This is a genomic window from Photobacterium sanctipauli (genome assembly GCF_003026495.1).
Classification (GTDB): Bacteria; Pseudomonadota; Gammaproteobacteria; order Enterobacterales; family Vibrionaceae; genus Photobacterium; species Photobacterium sanctipauli.
Map to the genome: position 1 here is coordinate 152,650 of NZ_PYMA01000002.1, position 16,811 is coordinate 169,460.

Sequence of the window (16,811 nt, forward strand, 5' to 3'; positions counted from 1 at the left end):
TCAAATTATTTTTGTTGTCTTGGTTATTTCAGGTAAAAAAAAGCCCACTGAAATCAGTGGGCGAAATTCTATTTACACAATTAGGAGTTTAGCAGCAGTTGCATTCGTAGATTAAAGATATGAATTCGTGTTTGGCGGCCAGCTAACAATGAAATCTTTAATCTTAATGACATATATTCTGACTCGCTGATCATGATTTGGTTCCAACTTTTCAGCTGTTTTTTTCAATTTTTTTATAACTGATTGATAAGTGGTAACTAAAAGTTAAGGGCACGCAGGTTCGGTGATTAACATCCTGCTTGAGCTATTTAAGCGGGCCCCAATAAAGAAAACCCATCTCCATGAGGGGACGGGCTTCGAAGAATGTCTTCTAAGAAAAAGCAGTGGCATTACATATGACCTGCTTTTTTTTCCTTTGTTCCCATTTTTTTTAAATTTCTCAGTTTTTTCTTGTTTGCTCCATTCTCAGCAATGTCGCATGGGACGGGGTTGAGACTGCTGCTATGGCCAGAAAATCAGTGGCGGCACATTGATTTTTAACATGATCGAAGTCGCAACTTTGGCTAATAAAATCAACTTATCAATCACTTAGAGTAGAGTTTGTGTTTATTGCTTGTTAAAAATGCTATCAAGTTGTAAAGTTTAAACATGTGTTTAATACGGGTGAATGAATATGGCTGGAAAGGGAGAAACCAAAGCACGTATTTTGGATGCCGCTGAGCTGCTGTTTGCCGAGCATGGTTTCAAGGATACCTCGCTAAGAACAATTACAAGCAAGGCCGGGGTTAATCTAGCGTCGGTAAACTATCACTATGGTGACAAAAAGACTTTAGTCAGGGCGGTGCTAAGCCGTTACCTTGATGCGTTCATGCCGGCGTTGCAGGCTGACTTGGAGGTGTTGCTTACTCGCGACGACTTCTCTATGGATGACGTCTTCCGCTGCATCAAAGCCCCGCTGGTGTCGTTGAATGATTTTCGTCCCCGTGGTGCGACTGTCTTTATGTCGCTGATCGGTCGTGGGTATACAGATGTTCAGGGCCACTTACGCTGGTACATCCTCAATCGCTATAACGAGGTACTACAGCTATTCACGACCGCCGTATGCCGCGCCAATCCTTCTCTTGATCCTGAAACTCTTTTCTGGCGCCTGCATTTCACCCTCGGGGCTTCCGTCTTCACCATGGCATCGTCAACGGCATTGTGTGAGATTGCCGAGAATGACTTCTCCCGCAAGGTGACGACTGAGGATTTGATTGAACGCATGGTGCCGTACTTGGCAGCTGGCGTTGCAGCACCGATAGATCAGCCGCTATCGCTTATCGGCGGTACGCAGACAGGAACCGAATAATAATGTAATACCCGCAATAAAAACCAATAACAATATGAGACAAAAGGACCTGAAACATGAGTACGTTAACCAATATAAGAAAACGCTATCTCAGTGATCCCGCATTTAAAATGTTCAAGAAGGTGTTGCCACCGCTTTCTGATACCGAGCGTGAGGCGATGGAAGCCGGTAGCGTATGGTGGGATGGTGAGCTATTCAGTGGCGCACCAAACTGGAACACGTTGTTGACCTACCCAAAACCCAAGTTAAGCGATGAAGAGCAGGCATTCATTGATACCAAGCTGGAAACACTGCTTGATATGTTGGATGACTACCAGATTGTTCAGGAAGATAAAGACCTTCCGCCAGAGGTTTGGGAGTACTTACGTAAAGAAAAGTTCTTCTCGTTGATTATTGGTAAAGAGTACGGCGGGTTGGACTTCTCTGCCCATGCCAACTCTACGATTGTTACCCGCATTGCGACCAAGAGCTTGAGTGCGGCGGTATGTGTCATGGTACCGAACTCATTGGGCCCGGGTGAGCTGCTAAGCCATTATGGTACTCAAGAGCAGAAAGATTACTGGCTGCCACGCCTTTCTCATGGTGAAGATATTCCATGCTTTGCCCTAACAGGCCCAGAGGCCGGCTCTGATGCTGGTGGTATCCCTGATATGGGCGTGGTGTGCTACGGCGAATACCAAGGCGAAGAGGTGCTGGGTATCCGCGTGAGTTGGAACAAGCGTTATATTACTCTGGCGCCGGTTGCGACTGTACTGGGCTTGGCATTCAAGCTTCAGGATCCTGAAGGCTTGATTGGTGACAAGCAAGATCTTGGTATTACTTGTGCGTTGATCCCTGCCGATCATGCCGGTGTTGAAATTGGTGAACGTCACGACCCGCTAAACTTGGCGTTCATGAATGGCCCAACCCGTGGTAACGATGTCTTTATTCCGATGGATTGGGTGATCGGCGGCCAAGACTATGTTGGCCGTGGTTGGCGCATGCTGGTGGAGTGCCTGTCGGCTGGCCGAGGTATTTCATTGCCAGCATTGGGCACTGCGGTTGGTCACCTGACCGCTCGTACGACTGGCGCCTATGCTTATGTCCGTAAGCAGTTTGGTACCTCTATCGGTAACTTCGAAGGGGTGGCACAGGCCATGGGCCGCATTGGTGGCTACACCTATATGCTTGAGGCTGCCCGTACCCTGACAACAACATCGCTTGATATGAAAGAGAAGCCGGGGATTGTTACCGCAATAGCCAAATACCATATGACGGAAATGGCGCGTACCATCCTGAATGACTCGATGGATGTTCACGCCGGGCGAGCGATACAGCTTGGGCCAATGAACTATATTGGCCACCATTACTTTGGTATGCCTGTCGCGATCACGGTTGAAGGGGCTAACATCTTAACTCGTAACCTGATGATCTTTGGGCAGGGTGCGACGCGCTGTCACCCATATGTACTGAGCGAAATGGAAGCGGCGGCTAATCCTGACACAGAGCAAGCAGCCAAAGATTTCGACAAGTTGCTATCGAGCCATATCAGCTTTGCGGTTGGTAACGTGGCTAAGTCGATGGTGAATGCCTTTACTCGGTCACGCTTTAACCGTACGCCGGTGTCGGGTGAAACCGCTATTTATTATAAGCACTTGTCACGTATGAGTAAGGCGCTGGCAGTGGCTGCAGACTTTGCGATGTTGAGCCTGGGTGGTGAACTCAAGCGACGCGAAATGGTGTCGGCACGATTGGGTGATGTCTTGAGCCACTTGTACCTTGCGTCGGCAACGCTGAAGCGATTTGAAGATGAAGGCCGCCAGCAGCAAGACTTGCCGATGGTCCACTACGCACTTCAACACTGCTTGCATCAGTGTGGCGTTGCATTTGATGAGGTATTGGCAAACTTCCCTCGCAAAGGAGTAGGCCGTTTGCTTCGCACCTTGCTGTTCCCGTTGGGTATCCATTACTCGGCGCCAAAAGATGAACTGTCGGTGAAGATTGCCGAACTGCTAATGACCCCAGGGGCGCACCGCGAGCGACTTACTCAGCTGTGCTACGTGGGTGAAAAAGAAGATGATCCGGTTGGCATCATGGAGCGTGCGTTTATCGCAATGTACGGTGTCAAAGATTTAGAGCGCAAATTGGCGAAAGCAGTGAAGGCGGGTGAGATCTCGCGCAAACTTTCGTTAACAGAAAAGTTACAAGTTGCGCTTGATGCGGGCATCATCACAGAAGGTGACGTTGAGAAGATGCAAAATGCTGATCAACTAAGGCAGAAGGCAATTCAGGTGGATCACTTCTCTGCTGCTCACTTCAAGAAAGGTAGCCTACAACCGGGAAGGGCTGCCTAAGGCAATAGCCTAAGTGAACAATAAACCCTGGTGTCTCCCATGTGCCACGCGAAAGCGTGGCACTTTTTTATGTCTAATTTGCGGTTAAATAGACGACAAAGTTGCTAATAACACCTCCAACCACTGGAAATTTTAGCGTTTTCGCTCATAAATTTAATGCGAATTTGTCATTTACCTTTTATCCTACAGTCAATTGTGTAAGGGAAGTTGAAAATGATCATCAAACCTAGAATTCGTGGATTTATTTGTACTACAACGCACCCTGTGGGTTGTGAAGAAAACGTCAAAGAGCAAATTGCTTATACCAAGGCTCAAGGCCCTATTGCCAATGCACCTAAGCGCGTGCTGGTTATCGGCTCTTCAAGTGGCTACGGTTTGTCTTCTCGCATCGCGGCAGCCTTTGGTGGCGGCGCTTCAACTATCGGTGTGTTCTTCGAAAAGCCAGGTACTGAGAAGAAGCCAGGTACCGCTGGTTGGTATAACTCTGCTGCTTTCGACAAGTTTGCTAAAGAAGAAGGCCTATATTCTAAGAGCTTGAACGGTGATGCTTTCTCTCACGAAGCAAAACAAAAAACCATTGACCTGATCAAAGAAGACCTAGGCCAGGTTGATATGGTGGTTTACTCGCTGGCTTCACCAGTGCGTAAAATGCCGGACTCTGGCGAGGTTGTACGTTCGACCCTGAAACCAATGGGCGAAACCTACACCGCAACGGCGGTTGATACCAATAAAGATGTGCTGATTGAAGCAAGCATTGAGCCTGCGACAGAGCAAGAAGTACAAGACACTGTTACCGTTATGGGCGGCCAAGACTGGGAGCTGTGGATCAACGCCCTGTCTGATGCTGGCGTATTGGCTGATGGTTGTAAGACTGTGGCATACAGCTACATCGGTACCGAAATCACATGGCCTATCTACTGGCATGGCGCACTAGGCCAAGCGAAGATGGATCTAGACCGAGCGGCGAAAGAGCTAGACGAGAAGCTTTCTGTAACTGGCGGTACGGCGAACGTAGCGGTACTGAAGAGTGTTGTAACGCAAGCAAGCTCTGCTATTCCTGTAATGCCGCTATACATTGCGATGGTCTTCAAGAAAATGCGCGAAGAAGGCGTACACGAAGGCTGTATGGAGCAGATCCACCGCATGTTCACCCAGCGTCTATACAAAGAAGATGGCACTGCACCAGAAGTCGACAGCGAAAACCGCCTACGCCTGGATGACTGGGAACTTCGCGAAGACATCCAGAAGCACTGCCGTGAGCTATGGCCGAACGTGACTAACGAAAACTTGTTCGAAGTGGCAGACTACCAAGAATACAAAGACGAGTTCCTGAAGCTGTTTGGCTTTGGTATCGAGGCTGTTGACTACGCGGCAGACGTAAACCCTGCTGTTGAGTTTGATGTACAAGACATCTAATTCGCCGCCAAGCGTAGCGTAACGTTAATAAAAAACCGCCGGAAGGCGGTTTTTTTGTTGATGCTCAACTTGGTCGCTGGGTGCAGGTTACCGTAGGTTTGGGACGGATTACTGTTTCGGCAGTTTGATCACGAACGACGCACCTTCGATGGTGGCTGTTTCTACGTGAATGGTGCCCTGATAACTGCGGACAATTTCATGGCAAACCGACAAGCCGATGCCTTGACCTGGATTGAGCTGGTCGGCACGAACACCACGCTGGAAGATGGCTTCGCGTACATCCTCTGCCACGCCGGGGCCATCGTCTTCGATCCGGATGATGAAGTGGTCCGGTTTTTCATCAACCGCGATGCGCACCTCACTAATGCAGAAGCGATAGGCGTTTTCCAGCAGGTTGCCCAGCAGTTCCATCAAGTCACTGCGGTTAACTGGCAGCTTCAGCTTGTAGTTGAAGTGGTAGCCGAGTTTTACGCTCTTATCGGTGTATACCTTGCTTAGGAGGCGACCAAAACTATCGATCACCGGCTTCAGCTCGGTTTTGTCTTTTTGTAGGCCTTGCTGACCCATCATTGCCCGCTTCAACTGATACTGAACCAACTCATCCATTTGGCTGATTTGTTCCATAACCCGCTGGTTTAGCTCGATCCGGGGGATCTCTTTGTCATCCAAAAGGGCATTGGTGGCGGCCAGTCGTGTTTTCAGGCTGTGGGCAAGATCGTCCATTGCATGCCGGTAACGGCCTTTTTGGGCATTGCTTATCTCAATCAGGCGGTTGAGGGCCAAAGTGACATCTTGCAGCTCCATCGGAAAATTATCATCGAGCTTGTTGCGCTTAGCATCGGTCATTTGATCGAGCTGGGAGGCCAGCTTGCGCAGCGGCTGAAAACTCCAGTGGAAGGCGGCAATCAAAAAGGCAATCGCGATAAGAACGAACAGCCCGAGGTAGAAGGTGGTGCGCTTGTGCAGTTGATTCAGTGATGAAATGTAAGAATCGCCCGAGCGCAGCACGACCAATTGGAAGGTGTTGTTGCCTTCACGCTCCTGGGTCATGTTGTAGGCGATATAGCTATCACCTTTATTGGTTTCTATTAGAGTCGGGACCGGAATACTGTCAGGTAACTCTTTACAGATATTACCGATGTTGGCTTCCTGGGCCTCTTCCGACAACCAAATCGTATGGTCGGTCTTATCGCACACCACCGACATGTAGTCGGTGTCTGATGGGTCGACTGAGTCAATCCACTTATCAACGTCTTTAATTAAGCCTGCCCGGTTGAGCTGGGCAACCACCATGGGCATTTGTGCGACCAGCTCAGAAGAGTAGGCCGCCATATAACTTTGGCTATAGAGTTGGTTTATCACGCCGGCCAGGGCCGATGTGATAAGAACAATGATAGCCACCGAGGTAACCAGTACTCGGCGGCGTAATCGTGGTTGGATAATTCGGTTCATTGTGCGTGTAGTTCGAAGATGTAACCCTGGCCTCGGATAGTTGAGATCGGGTTGTCTTGACCGTTACTGGTGAACTTCTTGCGCAGGCGGCTAATCATCACCTCGATGGTATTTGGATCGCCTTCTTGATCTTCATACAACACATCAAGCAAACGCTGCTTAGACACCACCTGGCGGCTATGGCGCATTAGGTATTCGAGCAAGTCGTACTCAAATGCGGTCAATTCAAGCAGGTTCTCGCGAATGAACACTTGCTTGGCAAGTAGGTCGACACGAATATCGCCCGCGGTCATTTCAGGTTTTACAAAACCGGCACTGCGGCGCACTAGCGCACTCAGGCGAGCCACCATTTCTTCTTTTTGGAAAGGCTTCACCAGGTAGTCATCGGCACCCGCTTCAAGGCCGGTTACCTTGTCTTGCCAGTTCGAGCGCGCAGTCAGGATCAAGATTGGTAGGCGTAAGCCTTTTTGGCGAATGTCTTTGATTAGGCTAATACCATCACGGTCAGGCAGGCCGATATCAACAATCGCCACATCGTTTGGGTAGTCTTGGGCAAAGAACAGGCCTTCCTCTGCCGTGCCCGCACACTGCACCTGATGGCCAAGCTCACTCAGCTGAGATTTCAGGTGATGGCTAAGAATAGGATCATCTTCAACAATTAGGATACGCATAGTTTTGATTACCAATGTTTTTTCTTTGTATTCAATATACTGAATAGCAGTCAGGCTGGCGAATGATATATGAGTGATTTTTGATTACAGACTGCAAAATCAGTCATTAGATGAATATATAGTAGTCGAACGGACTGAATCAGACCTGACTCGTTGAAAGACATGCAAAAAAATGCCCCTGGCATCACACCAAGGGCACGTTTGATTTATGTTCCGTATGATGGGCTAGCTGAGGATCACAAATAGCGTACCAGCTACGGTGAGCAACACGTTGGCAATGGCGTAGGTACCGGCATAGCCAAGCGCTGGAATGGTACTTCTGGCGTGTTCGTTAATCATGTCCATTGCCGGGGCACAGGTACGGGCACCAATGATGGCACCAAATAACAAGGCGCGGTTCATCTTCAAGATGTAAGCACCGAACAGGTATGCCAACACCACAGGTATGACGCTGACCATTAGGCTAACCGAGAACACCGCAATACCAACCTGAGATAGCGACTCAAAGAGGTTGGAACCGGCGCTCAAGCCGATGCCGACCATAAACACCATCAAGCCGAGATCCTTGGTCATGTTCAACGCCCCCTGCGGGACATAACCAAAGGTGGGGTGGTTGGCCCGCAAGAAACCAAGGGTAATGCCAGCGATAAGTAGGCCAGCAGCACTACCTAGGCCAAACGCGATCTGGCCAAAGGTCATGGTGATGGTACCCACCAATAACCCGATGATAAAGAAGCAGCAGAAAGCCAGCAGATCGGCAATCTGACTATGAACCGAGATGAAACCGATGCGTTCTGCAAGGCCAAGCACACGGCTTTTCTCGCCACTGACCTGCAGGATATCCCCTTTGCTAAGCAGGATGTTGTGATCCATCGGCATTTCAATCTGGGCGCGCACAACACGGTTGAGGAAACAGCCGTATTCAGACAGGTTGAGCTCTGATAGGCGCTTGCCGGCAATGCTGTCATTTTTTACCACGATCTCTTCTTCGACAATGCGCAGGTCAAGTAGATCCCGGTCGAATACTTCTTTCCCGTTACGGAAGCTTGGGTCAAGACGGGCGTGGCTGTCGGGGTAGCCTACCAGCGCGATTTCATCCCCTTCTTGTAAAATTGCGTCACCATCGGGATTGGCAAGAATACCGTTTCGACGAACACGTTCGATATAACAGCCGGTTTGGCGGTAGATACCCAACTCACGCAGGTTGCGGCCGTCAATCCAGTTGATTAGCTCAGGGCCAGCGCGATAAGCGCGGATAATCGGTAAGTAGACCTTGCGCTGGGCACTCTCTCCGATGCCACGCTCGCGGGCGATTTGCTGCGAGGATTCGGCCAGGTTGTGCTTTTGCAGCTTCGGCATGAGCTTGGCCAGGACAATGACACTGATAAGGCCAATTAGGTATGACATCGCATAGCCAACGCTCAAGCTGTCGACCATTTGCTGGATGATATCGCCATCGGTGATGCCAGCTAAGCCGCTATTTAAGGCGTCTTTGGCACCTACCAGTACTGGCGTAGCCGTGAGCGAGCCTGCCATCAGGCCGGTGGCCAAGCCGAGCTCGAGTCCTAGGTACTGGCTCATGGTAACGGTAATGGCAATGGCAGAAAGAATCACCACCAATGCCAGCATCAAGTAGTGCTTACCATCACGGAAAAAGATACCGAAAAAGTTCGGGCCTGCCTCGATTCCGACACAGAATATGAACAGCATAAAGCCGATATTCAATGCGTCAGCATCAAAGGTGAAACCTGCGTTACCAAAGAGCAGGGCGGTGATGAGAACACCGATGGAATTACCTATTTGGAGGTTGGCAATCCTGAGTTTGCCAGCGGTTAAGCCGACGGCGAGGACAACAAAGAGCAACAGAATATCATTCTGATGAAGAAGGGCGGCGACATCGATATTCACAACATTTTTTCCGGGGACGATAGAACAGCAACAAAGTGGTGAAATTCTAGCTGATTTTGGCTAAAGGTCATACCGAAAAAAGCATTATTTAATACAAAAAATACAATGTTTTTTAGCTAGTGATTTTTGTTAAGGCAATAAAAAAGGCTGATATTTCAGCCTTTTTAAGAATTTGTTATCAGGTGTGTTGTTTTTAATTGTTAACACCCTGTTTTTAAACCGATTACTGGAAAAGGTTTAGGTTTTCTTTCGCGTAAGCTTCAAACTCTGTGCAACCACCGATGTGCTCTTGGTCGATGAAGATTTGCGGCACAGTTTCTACTGGCTTACCGACTGTTTTTTCAAGGTCTGCTTTGCTGATACCTTCAGCGTGGATATCCACGTAACGGTAGTTAAAATCTTCACGCTCTTCTTTTAGCTTTTCAGCTAGATCTTTAGCGCGAACACAGAATGGACAACCTGGACGACCGAAAATAACAACAAACATGACATATCTCCTAAAATTTGATGGGTTTACTATAACGTGACTGCGGGAGATGAGAAAGAGGGTTTTATCTCTTGCTGCGATAGACAAAACCGATTGAAGCTGTCGAAGACGAATAGAAAAAGTAAAACCGGACATAGCGTCCGGTTTTGTTGGGGCGATTTTAAGGGCTAAATAACCGACTTAGAAATCGTAGCGAACGCCAGCCTGGAATTGGTCATCGGTATCATCAAGTTGTTCGAACAGGTAACCCGCATAAGCACGGAAGTTGCTATTGAACTTGTAGATAGCTTCAAGGGCAAAGTAGTCAACGGTATCGGTCTTGGTACCGTTCAGGTCTTCTTCTTGGTAGTTGTACACACCTTGGAAGGTAAACTGGTTATATTTGTATGCCGCTGCAAGTTCATAAGCGGTGAGGTCGGCATCGCCAGCTGAGCCGCCAGCATAGAGACCAGCAACATAGAAATCATTGATGGTGTAGGCGGCAGTGATGTTGTACTGGTCGGTATCAACATCATCGTCCTTGCCGTCAACATAGCCTGCGCCGAGATCAAGGCCCATCGGCAGGGAGTAAACAAAAGAGATACCGTAAGTGTCAGAGTCCTTCGCATCGTTGGCGATATAGTTTGCGGTAACGGTCAGGTCATTGAACGAGCCGGAATAGACAAAGTTGTTTTCACGCTTGTCTTTGTTACCATCGATCAGGTCAGCCGCATCACCACCGAATGTGGCTAGGATATCTGTAAGGTCGGTTAGAATAACCTGCGCGGAGTCTTGCTGACCGTAAGAAAAGGCACCGACTTGCGTGTCTAGGCCTGCAAATAGGTAGCGAGTTTCAACTTTGGTGTCTTTTCCGTTTTTCAATTCAACTTCATAAGTACCGAAGGCACCCAGGCCATCCATGATCTCTGTCTTACCTTTTAGGTTCACACGAGCACGGCTCTTGTCCTCGAAGGAATCGGTGCTATCTGCATCTGACTTGTTCTCGTCAGAAATGTTGAAGCGAGCCTCGGCGCGACCGCCTACACTCAGCGATGATGATTCGTCTTGGTAAACCGTTGCTGCGCTAGCTGCACCAGATACTAGAGTGGCAAAAATAGCTGATGCCAATACTGCTTTTTTCATTTTTTATCCCCTGTTTTAACCTTTGTGGCTTCGTTGCCATTTTTTGTCTTGGGGGCAGAGTAGAGGGTTGAAATGACAGTAACATTTTAATATTTAGGCACTTTTATGACACTTGGTTGAGTGTTGTATCAATATAACTTCGTAAAACTAGAGACGTTAAAGTAACCAAGCGTCATCAATTCACCTTAATGGCTAAGTGTGACTGGGCGCGGATTATCGACGTTGCAGGATTTATCACTGGGCAAAGTTTGTTCAGAATCAAAAACAGGAATCATGAAGCGGGCACACTCGATAATACTTACCTATACCCAAACAGTTTTATGAGCATGTTATTGAATTCAAAGCATTGAAGGTAGAAGCTCGTCGGTGAGCCATTTGAGGTTGTTTGGGTATATGTTTGTGGAATGGAGTGCCTATGTTTCAGTTTATGACCGCAACCCGGATTATCTTTGGTGAAGGTGCGCTAAATAATTCTTTGTCTTCGCTCAATCAGTTTGGTTACAGCGTCTTGCTGGTGACCGGCCGAGACAGTGTCCGTGCCGAGCCTATGATTAGTTATTTTAAACAGCAGAACATGCGATATCAGCAGGTCGCCGTTCATGGTGAGCCTTTGATAGCCATGGTTGAAGAAATGGCGGCAATGGGGCGCAAGTTTCGTCCTGATATGGTCGTGGCCGTTGGTGGCGGCAGCGTACTGGATGCGGGCAAAGCGCTGGCCGCGTTAATACCGAACCAAGGCAGCGTTTATGATTATGTTGAGGTGGTTGGCCGCAATGTTCCCCTGCAGGCAAAACCTATCCCGTTTATCGCGGTGCCGACAACGGCAGGTACCGGTTCGGAAGTGAGTAAGAACGCTGTGCTGCGTTCGGCTCAAGAAAATGTCAAAGTCAGCCTTCGAAGTCCTGACATGTTGCCGGACTTGGCCATTATCGACCCAACCCTAACCTATGGGATGGAGCCAGTCATGTCCGGTTGCTGCGGAATGGATGCTTTCACCCATTTGATGGAATCGTATGTGTGTGGCGAGCCTAGCCCGCTGACCGATATGGTGTGTGAAGAGGGCTTGCGACGGCTGTCGGGGGCCATTTTGGCAGCCTGCGAAGATGACGATCCCCGTGCCCGCTCGGATATGTCGTTTGCCGCCTTGCTGGGCGGGATGGCGTTGGCCAATGCTAAATTGGGCGCCGCGCATGGGCTGGCGTCATCGCTTGGTGGCCGGCTAAATGCCCCGCATGGTTTGATCACAGCCCAACTGGCGCCATTCGTGATGCAGGAGAACGTGTTGGCAGCGCGTGAAGCCGGGCGTGCCGATGTCCTCAACCGCTATCGCCAATTGGCGTGTATCCTGACAGGACGAATGAATGCGGAAATTATCGATGGGATCCTATGGACCAAGCGAACCTTGAAGCGACTTAACTTACCGCCCGTTTCTGATTATGGCTTGTGTGACATCATGTATGATGAGGTGGCAGAAGATGCCTTGCTATCTAACGCCATCAAAGGGAACCCACTTCCGCTAAACAAAGATCGCTTGCTGAGTATTCTTGAGCAAATGTGTGATTGCAATAAGCAGAAAGATTTAGCCGCGCTCGGTGAGCGTAATGATACTGCTGAGCAATAATTAAGTGAGTTAATCATTTACATATATTTGTTGGCTGAATAATAGTGGGCTGTGGTAAAGTGAACAGCTCACTATTGATAATCATATGCTTAAGTGACTTTGGTAAAAAAGATAAGGATATCTATGAACCAGGCAATTGAAACCATTCTCGCCCACCGCTCTATTCGCAAATTCACCTCGCAGCAGGTCGCTCCAGAGCAGCTATCAACCATTTTAGATTGTGCCATCGCAGCATCGACTTCTAGCTTCATTCAGTGTGTGAGTATCGTCCGCGTAACGGATACCAATAAGCGCGAACTGCTGGCTGAATATGCTGGTGGTCAAGCTTATGTCGCCTCGGCGGCCGAGTTCTTGGTGTTCTGTGCCGATTACAACCGCCATCAGCAGATCAACCCGCAGGCGCAACTGGGTTTCACAGAGCAGACGTTGATTGGCGCGGTGGATGCGGCACTGATGGCCCAAAATGCCATGATTGCTGCCGAGTCGCTGGGATTGGGTGGGGTCTATATTGGCGGTCTTAGAAATAACCCGGACAAAGTTGCTGATTTACTTGAGTTGCCTGAACACGTGTTGCCACTGTTTGGTCTTTGCCTTGGCTACCCTGATCAACAGCCTGAGATTAAACCTCGCCTACCTCAGTCTTTGGTTGTTCACCAAAACAGCTATCAACATGAGCTTGATCGTGATGCGCTGGCTGAGTATGACAAGCATGTGCGTGACTATTACCGTACCCGTACTGGCGGAACAAAAGACATGTCTTGGAGCGAGCAGATAACGGCTACCTTGAACAAAGAAGCCCGACCTTTCATGAAGCAGTTTATCGAAGATAAAGGCTTCAGCATTAAGTAGTCATTAATGTCTGGCTTGCTTGGATATCGGTTATAAATGCTGCGAAATTACTCGATTGTTTGTGCTTGAGCCAAAAATGACAGGGAATTAACAACCTGAACTTTTTTGCGGTTTCTGAGTCCGATACAATAAGACGAGAAAAAATATAGCAAAATTGGAACACTTATATGAGATTTAGAGGGAAAGCTGTCGGGTTAATGTTACTTGCAGCTTTACTCAGTGGGTGCGGAAGTACATCTGGTAATGAAAGTAGTGCTCCAAATGAAGTCAATTCGGAAACCACCTTACAAACAGCACAAAAAATCCACTTACAATGGCGAGACACATTGATCAATGCGGAAGCGTTGCGCATTTACTCTCCTGAACGATACAACACCATGATGGTGAGTTGGCAGAAGGCTGATTCGCTGTTTAAGGAAATTCAACAAACGCCTGATATGGCATTGCAGAGCGCGTCGTTATTCTCATCGACGACCTATATCGATCGCTTCTATGAAGATATCACGGTGGTTGAGAATAATCACAAAGAGCTCGAATACCTAAAGCGTGTAGCGGATGAGGTGTTGGCGCCGTCGATAACTCAAATCGCCTACCTTAATTCTGTTGATGCCAGCCAGCATTATCGTAGCGAATTTGTTCGCTTGAACCGCTTCTATGCCAAGTTGTTTAGCTTGATTGCACGTGGGCAGATTAGCGATGCGAAAGAGGAGCAAAATGAGTTTTTGTCGCGTGCCCATAGCCTTGAAATCAGGGTAATTAAGCGGATCTATATCATGCCGCAAGAGGAAGCTTTGCGTGAGCTAAGGCGTAACGATGTGCGTTATTATGCGCCGTTGAGCTACGCCAAGGTCGAAGCCGAAATTGCAGGCGGTAAGGCTTTGATCGATAACTCGCCACGTGCGTTTGATGCCATTAACCAAACGGTATCCGCGATCAAGTTCGAGCTTGCCCATGCTGAGCATATAGCCCAAGAGGTGAAAAGCCTGCGTGATAGAAGTCGCGATGAATATGAAAGCTTCTTCCTGGAAATGGAAGGCCAACTGCTCAATATCTCATTGGCGTTGAAAGATGAAGATTTGCGTGATGTGCCGTTAGCCCAGCAGGCAAAACTCATTGAGGAGGCGATTATCGTGGCAAGACGCCAGCATGATTCTACCTCCAAGCAATTGGCCCGCAGCGAAACGAACGATCAGCTGGATATATTGCAAACATTGATCAGCCAGCAGAACGAGCAGATTGCCTTGCTGAAGTCGCAACTGAAGCAGTTAACGGAAGCCAAGGTTGCTCCGCCAGTGACGGTACCGTCGGCGCAAGCATTGGAGCCACTACCCGATGTTGCTGCTGGTGGTAAAGGTGAGGTTAATTCAGCAGAGCCAACAGCCCCCTCTGAGCAACAAGAGCAAGCGCTAGCGGAAGCGTTGGCCCAATAGCCTTTCCAAAAGACAGCAGAACTAAAAAGCAGCCGAATGGCTGCTTTTTTTTTGGCTTGTGAAAAATATGAATAGGATGAAGTTGGCCTTTTGTTGTTAACTTAATGATTATTAAGTCAATAAGTGCGAGTTGTGAAATATATTGATAAAAGCTCGGTTTACACTTGATAACATTTAGAAATAGAATTCGAATGAAAAATACTTTACAGAGAAAATTAAATTCCAACTTTTTTTGAGTTTGGTTAAGTTTTGCACGGCTTTTGGATTGATTTGACCAGCTTCATCCTTTAGAATTCGCCGCGCATTCGAAATGCATCTAAATTTTAATGTTTGTAACTTTATTTGAATTAATCCTGTAGGGGACCTAATGTCTACGAAACTAGCTAACCCAGCACCACTTGGTCTTATGGGTTTTGGTATGACTACCATCCTGTTGAATATCCACAATGCGGGCTTCTTCCCGATTGACTCTATGATCCTGGCTATGGGTATTTTTTACGGCGGTCTAAGCCAAGTTATCGTAGGTATGATGTGCTTTAAGCGTGGTGACACCTTCGGTACCACTGCATTTACCTCTTACGGTCTGTTCTGGCTGACACTGGTTGGCATCTTGGTCATGCCTTACATGGGTCTACCAGCTAGCCCTGCAAGTTTCATGGGATGGTACCTACTACTATGGGGCATCTTTACTGGCTTCATGTTCATTGGTTCTCTGTGCTACCCACGTGCTAAGCAGTTCGTATTTGGTTCTCTAACCGTACTGTTCTTCCTACTTGCAGCTCGTGACTTCACGGGTAGTACCCTAATCGGTACTATCGCTGGCTTCGAAGGCATCATCTGTGGTGCAAGTGCGATTTACTTCGCGATGGCTCAGGTACTGAACAACGAGTATGGTCGTACTATTTTGCCAATCGGCGAACTGAAGAAAGACAAAGCCCAGCTAAAAGCAGCCGCTTAATCTTGCTTCATTAGGCAGGGGATCGCCTCGCCTATATATGTTATTCCCAAGGCTCGCCCAATGTGGTGGGCCTTTTGTGTTTTATGCCTTTCTTTTATCCATTCCTAATTTGTAAATGCTCTGCTTTTGCGTTCTTGGTATAAGCTTATTGCAATACTTTTCTCTCAAGAAAGGAACGCGCGATGGCACAACGTTATGCAGCATTGATGGGGGCGTTAGTTGCAGATGCCGCCAGTATGGGAACCCACTGGATCTATTCACCCGAGCGGGTCAAGACACTCCAGTCTCTACCGCATTTTCCATTTATTGAGCCAGACGCCCATCACTATGAAGGGGTAGAAGGGTATTACGCCCACGATAAGCTAACGGCGGGCGAGTTGACTATTTATGGCGAATGGCTGTCTTTATATATTCGGCTTTTATCGCAGCCTGGTGTCGATACCCAAACCTTGCAGCAAGAAATCCTCGATTATTTCGGCCCCGGCGGGGAGTTTATCGGCTACGTCGATAGTCCGACCAAGGCACTGCTGCTGACGCTGTTTTCGATGGCGCCGGAAGATTGGCCAGAAGATTCGGGCAGTGATGACGATCAAAACCCAGCGTTGTGCGCAGTGCCTGCATTGGTGGCCTTGAAAATGCCATCGGTTGAGTTGGAAGCGGAAATTGAGCGCGTGGTTGGCATTACCCACCAGAATGAAACCGCGATTGCTTGTGCCAAGGCGTTTGCCAGTGCTCTTAACGAGGCATTGCGTTCGCAGCGGATGGAACCTGTGCTTAACGTGCTAAAGGTTAAATCACCAGAACCGATTCAGGAAAAGATCGAACAGGTTAGGGTATTGAGCGGTGATGTGAACGACTTGGGACATGTGCTCGCTATTGCCAACCAAGCTTGCCACTTGGGAGACAGCTTGCCGATGGCGGCGTGGATCTTGCAAAACAGCAGCAGTTACACCGAGGCAATAATGAAGAATATTCTTGTGTCGGGAGATAGTTGCGGTCGGGGGATCATTGTCGGCGCTTTAGCCGGTGCTTGCTATGGCTTCGGCAACCAGGATGGGATCCCAATCTCATGGCTGACCACTTTGCAATGCGGTGAGGCGATAGCCGAAGACATTGAGCAGCTGTTGCACAATGCGGGCGGGGCTTTCTAGTTGCCGTCGTTGTATTGTGAACCATAAAAAAAGCTACCCGAGGGTAGCTTTTTCAATGTCTTAAT

13 protein-coding genes are annotated in these 16,811 nt (G+C 48.4%); 8 read left to right on the top strand and 5 right to left on the bottom strand.

All coding sequences use genetic code 11. The annotated features are described in order from the left end of the window. Positions 1–673 precede the first annotated feature (673 nt). The 3 genes from psrA (at position 674) to fabV (ending at position 5,097) form a co-directional block, all read left to right on the top strand. The gene (psrA, locus tag C9I98_RS03915; protein ID WP_036827864.1) at positions 674–1,348 is read left to right on the top strand and encodes a TetR family transcriptional repressor PsrA; all 675 of its coding nucleotides are present in this window, start codon (positions 674–676) and stop codon (positions 1,346–1,348) included. A 56-nt stretch (positions 1,349–1,404) separates the two neighbouring features. Beyond that, complete coding sequence (locus C9I98_RS03920) at positions 1,405–3,681, top strand: acyl-CoA dehydrogenase (RefSeq protein WP_107271601.1); 2,277 nt, start codon at positions 1,405–1,407, stop codon at positions 3,679–3,681. 213 nt (positions 3,682–3,894) lie between these two features. Beyond that, entirely contained in the window at positions 3,895–5,097 is a 1,203-nt protein-coding gene (gene fabV / locus C9I98_RS03925; RefSeq protein WP_036822605.1) for an enoyl-ACP reductase FabV, read from the top strand. Positions 5,098–5,205: 108 nt separating this feature from the next. Here fabV and C9I98_RS03930 read toward each other — a convergent pair whose 3' ends face one another. The 5 genes from C9I98_RS03930 to C9I98_RS03950 all read right to left on the bottom strand — a co-directional run bounded on the left by C9I98_RS03930 (position 5,206) and on the right by C9I98_RS03950 (position 10,737). Then, positions 5,206–6,549: an ATP-binding protein gene (locus C9I98_RS03930; RefSeq protein WP_107271602.1), complete on the bottom strand. Its 1,344-nt coding sequence runs from the start codon at positions 6,547–6,549 to the stop codon at positions 5,206–5,208. Continuing rightward, complete coding sequence (locus C9I98_RS03935; RefSeq protein WP_036817699.1) at positions 6,546–7,220, bottom strand: response regulator; 675 nt, start codon at positions 7,218–7,220, stop codon at positions 6,546–6,548. The genes C9I98_RS03930 and C9I98_RS03935 overlap by 4 nt, the downstream gene beginning before the upstream one ends. Before the next feature lie 225 nt (positions 7,221–7,445). Continuing rightward, positions 7,446–9,128: an aspartate:alanine antiporter gene (locus C9I98_RS03940; RefSeq protein WP_036817701.1), complete on the bottom strand. Its 1,683-nt coding sequence runs from the start codon at positions 9,126–9,128 to the stop codon at positions 7,446–7,448. A gap of 223 nt (positions 9,129–9,351) precedes the next feature. Beyond that, positions 9,352–9,615: a GrxA family glutaredoxin gene (locus tag C9I98_RS03945; protein WP_036817704.1), complete on the bottom strand. Its 264-nt coding sequence runs from the start codon at positions 9,613–9,615 to the stop codon at positions 9,352–9,354. A gap of 180 nt (positions 9,616–9,795) precedes the next feature. Further along, the gene (locus C9I98_RS03950) at positions 9,796–10,737 is read right to left on the bottom strand and encodes a porin (RefSeq protein ID WP_036817706.1); all 942 of its coding nucleotides are present in this window, start codon (positions 10,735–10,737) and stop codon (positions 9,796–9,798) included. Between the two features lie 415 nt (positions 10,738–11,152). Between C9I98_RS03950 and C9I98_RS03955 the strand changes: the two genes are divergently transcribed. The 5 genes from C9I98_RS03955 to C9I98_RS03975 all read left to right on the top strand — a co-directional run bounded on the left by C9I98_RS03955 (position 11,153) and on the right by C9I98_RS03975 (position 16,746). Beyond that, the gene (locus tag C9I98_RS03955; RefSeq protein ID WP_107271603.1) at positions 11,153–12,358 is read left to right on the top strand and encodes an iron-containing alcohol dehydrogenase; all 1,206 of its coding nucleotides are present in this window, start codon (positions 11,153–11,155) and stop codon (positions 12,356–12,358) included. A gap of 123 nt (positions 12,359–12,481) precedes the next feature. Next, a complete protein-coding gene (nfsA, locus tag C9I98_RS03960; protein WP_036820085.1) occupies positions 12,482–13,207 on the top strand; it encodes an oxygen-insensitive NADPH nitroreductase in 726 nt (241 codons plus the stop codon). Between the two features lie 197 nt (positions 13,208–13,404). After that, complete coding sequence (locus C9I98_RS03965) at positions 13,405–14,637, top strand: hypothetical protein (RefSeq protein ID WP_051902081.1); 1,233 nt, start codon at positions 13,405–13,407, stop codon at positions 14,635–14,637. A 367-nt stretch (positions 14,638–15,004) separates the two neighbouring features. Beyond that, positions 15,005–15,595, top strand: a complete 591-nt coding sequence (locus tag C9I98_RS03970; RefSeq protein WP_107271604.1) for an acetate uptake transporter — start codon at positions 15,005–15,007, stop codon at positions 15,593–15,595. 182 nt (positions 15,596–15,777) lie between these two features. Continuing rightward, positions 15,778–16,746, top strand: a complete 969-nt coding sequence (locus tag C9I98_RS03975; RefSeq protein WP_107271605.1) for an ADP-ribosylglycohydrolase family protein — start codon at positions 15,778–15,780, stop codon at positions 16,744–16,746. Positions 16,747–16,811: the final 65 nt, after the last annotated feature.

Bases quoted from the DNA above. Each gene is read 5' to 3' on its own strand.
- C9I98_RS03935 (WP_036817699.1), bottom strand. From the start codon at position 7,220: ATGCGTATCCTAATTGTTGAAGATGATCCTATTCTTAGCCATCACCTG.
- C9I98_RS03965 (WP_051902081.1), top strand. From the start codon at position 13,405: ATGTTACTTGCAGCTTTACTCAGTGGGTGCGGAAGTACATCTGGTAAT.
- psrA (WP_036827864.1), top strand. From the start codon at position 674: ATGGCTGGAAAGGGAGAAACCAAAGCACGTATTTTGGATGCCGCTGAG.
- C9I98_RS03955 (WP_107271603.1), top strand. From the start codon at position 11,153: ATGTTTCAGTTTATGACCGCAACCCGGATTATCTTTGGTGAAGGTGCG.
- C9I98_RS03970 (WP_107271604.1), top strand. From the start codon at position 15,005: ATGTCTACGAAACTAGCTAACCCAGCACCACTTGGTCTTATGGGTTTT.
- C9I98_RS03930 (WP_107271602.1), bottom strand. From the start codon at position 6,549: ATGAACCGAATTATCCAACCACGATTACGCCGCCGAGTACTGGTTACC.
- C9I98_RS03950 (WP_036817706.1), bottom strand. From the start codon at position 10,737: ATGAAAAAAGCAGTATTGGCATCAGCTATTTTTGCCACTCTAGTATCT.
- C9I98_RS03975 (WP_107271605.1), top strand. From the start codon at position 15,778: ATGGCACAACGTTATGCAGCATTGATGGGGGCGTTAGTTGCAGATGCC.
- nfsA (WP_036820085.1), top strand. From the start codon at position 12,482: ATGAACCAGGCAATTGAAACCATTCTCGCCCACCGCTCTATTCGCAAA.
- C9I98_RS03945 (WP_036817704.1), bottom strand. From the start codon at position 9,615: ATGTTTGTTGTTATTTTCGGTCGTCCAGGTTGTCCATTCTGTGTTCGC.
- C9I98_RS03920 (WP_107271601.1), top strand. From the start codon at position 1,405: ATGAGTACGTTAACCAATATAAGAAAACGCTATCTCAGTGATCCCGCA.
- fabV (WP_036822605.1), top strand. From the start codon at position 3,895: ATGATCATCAAACCTAGAATTCGTGGATTTATTTGTACTACAACGCAC.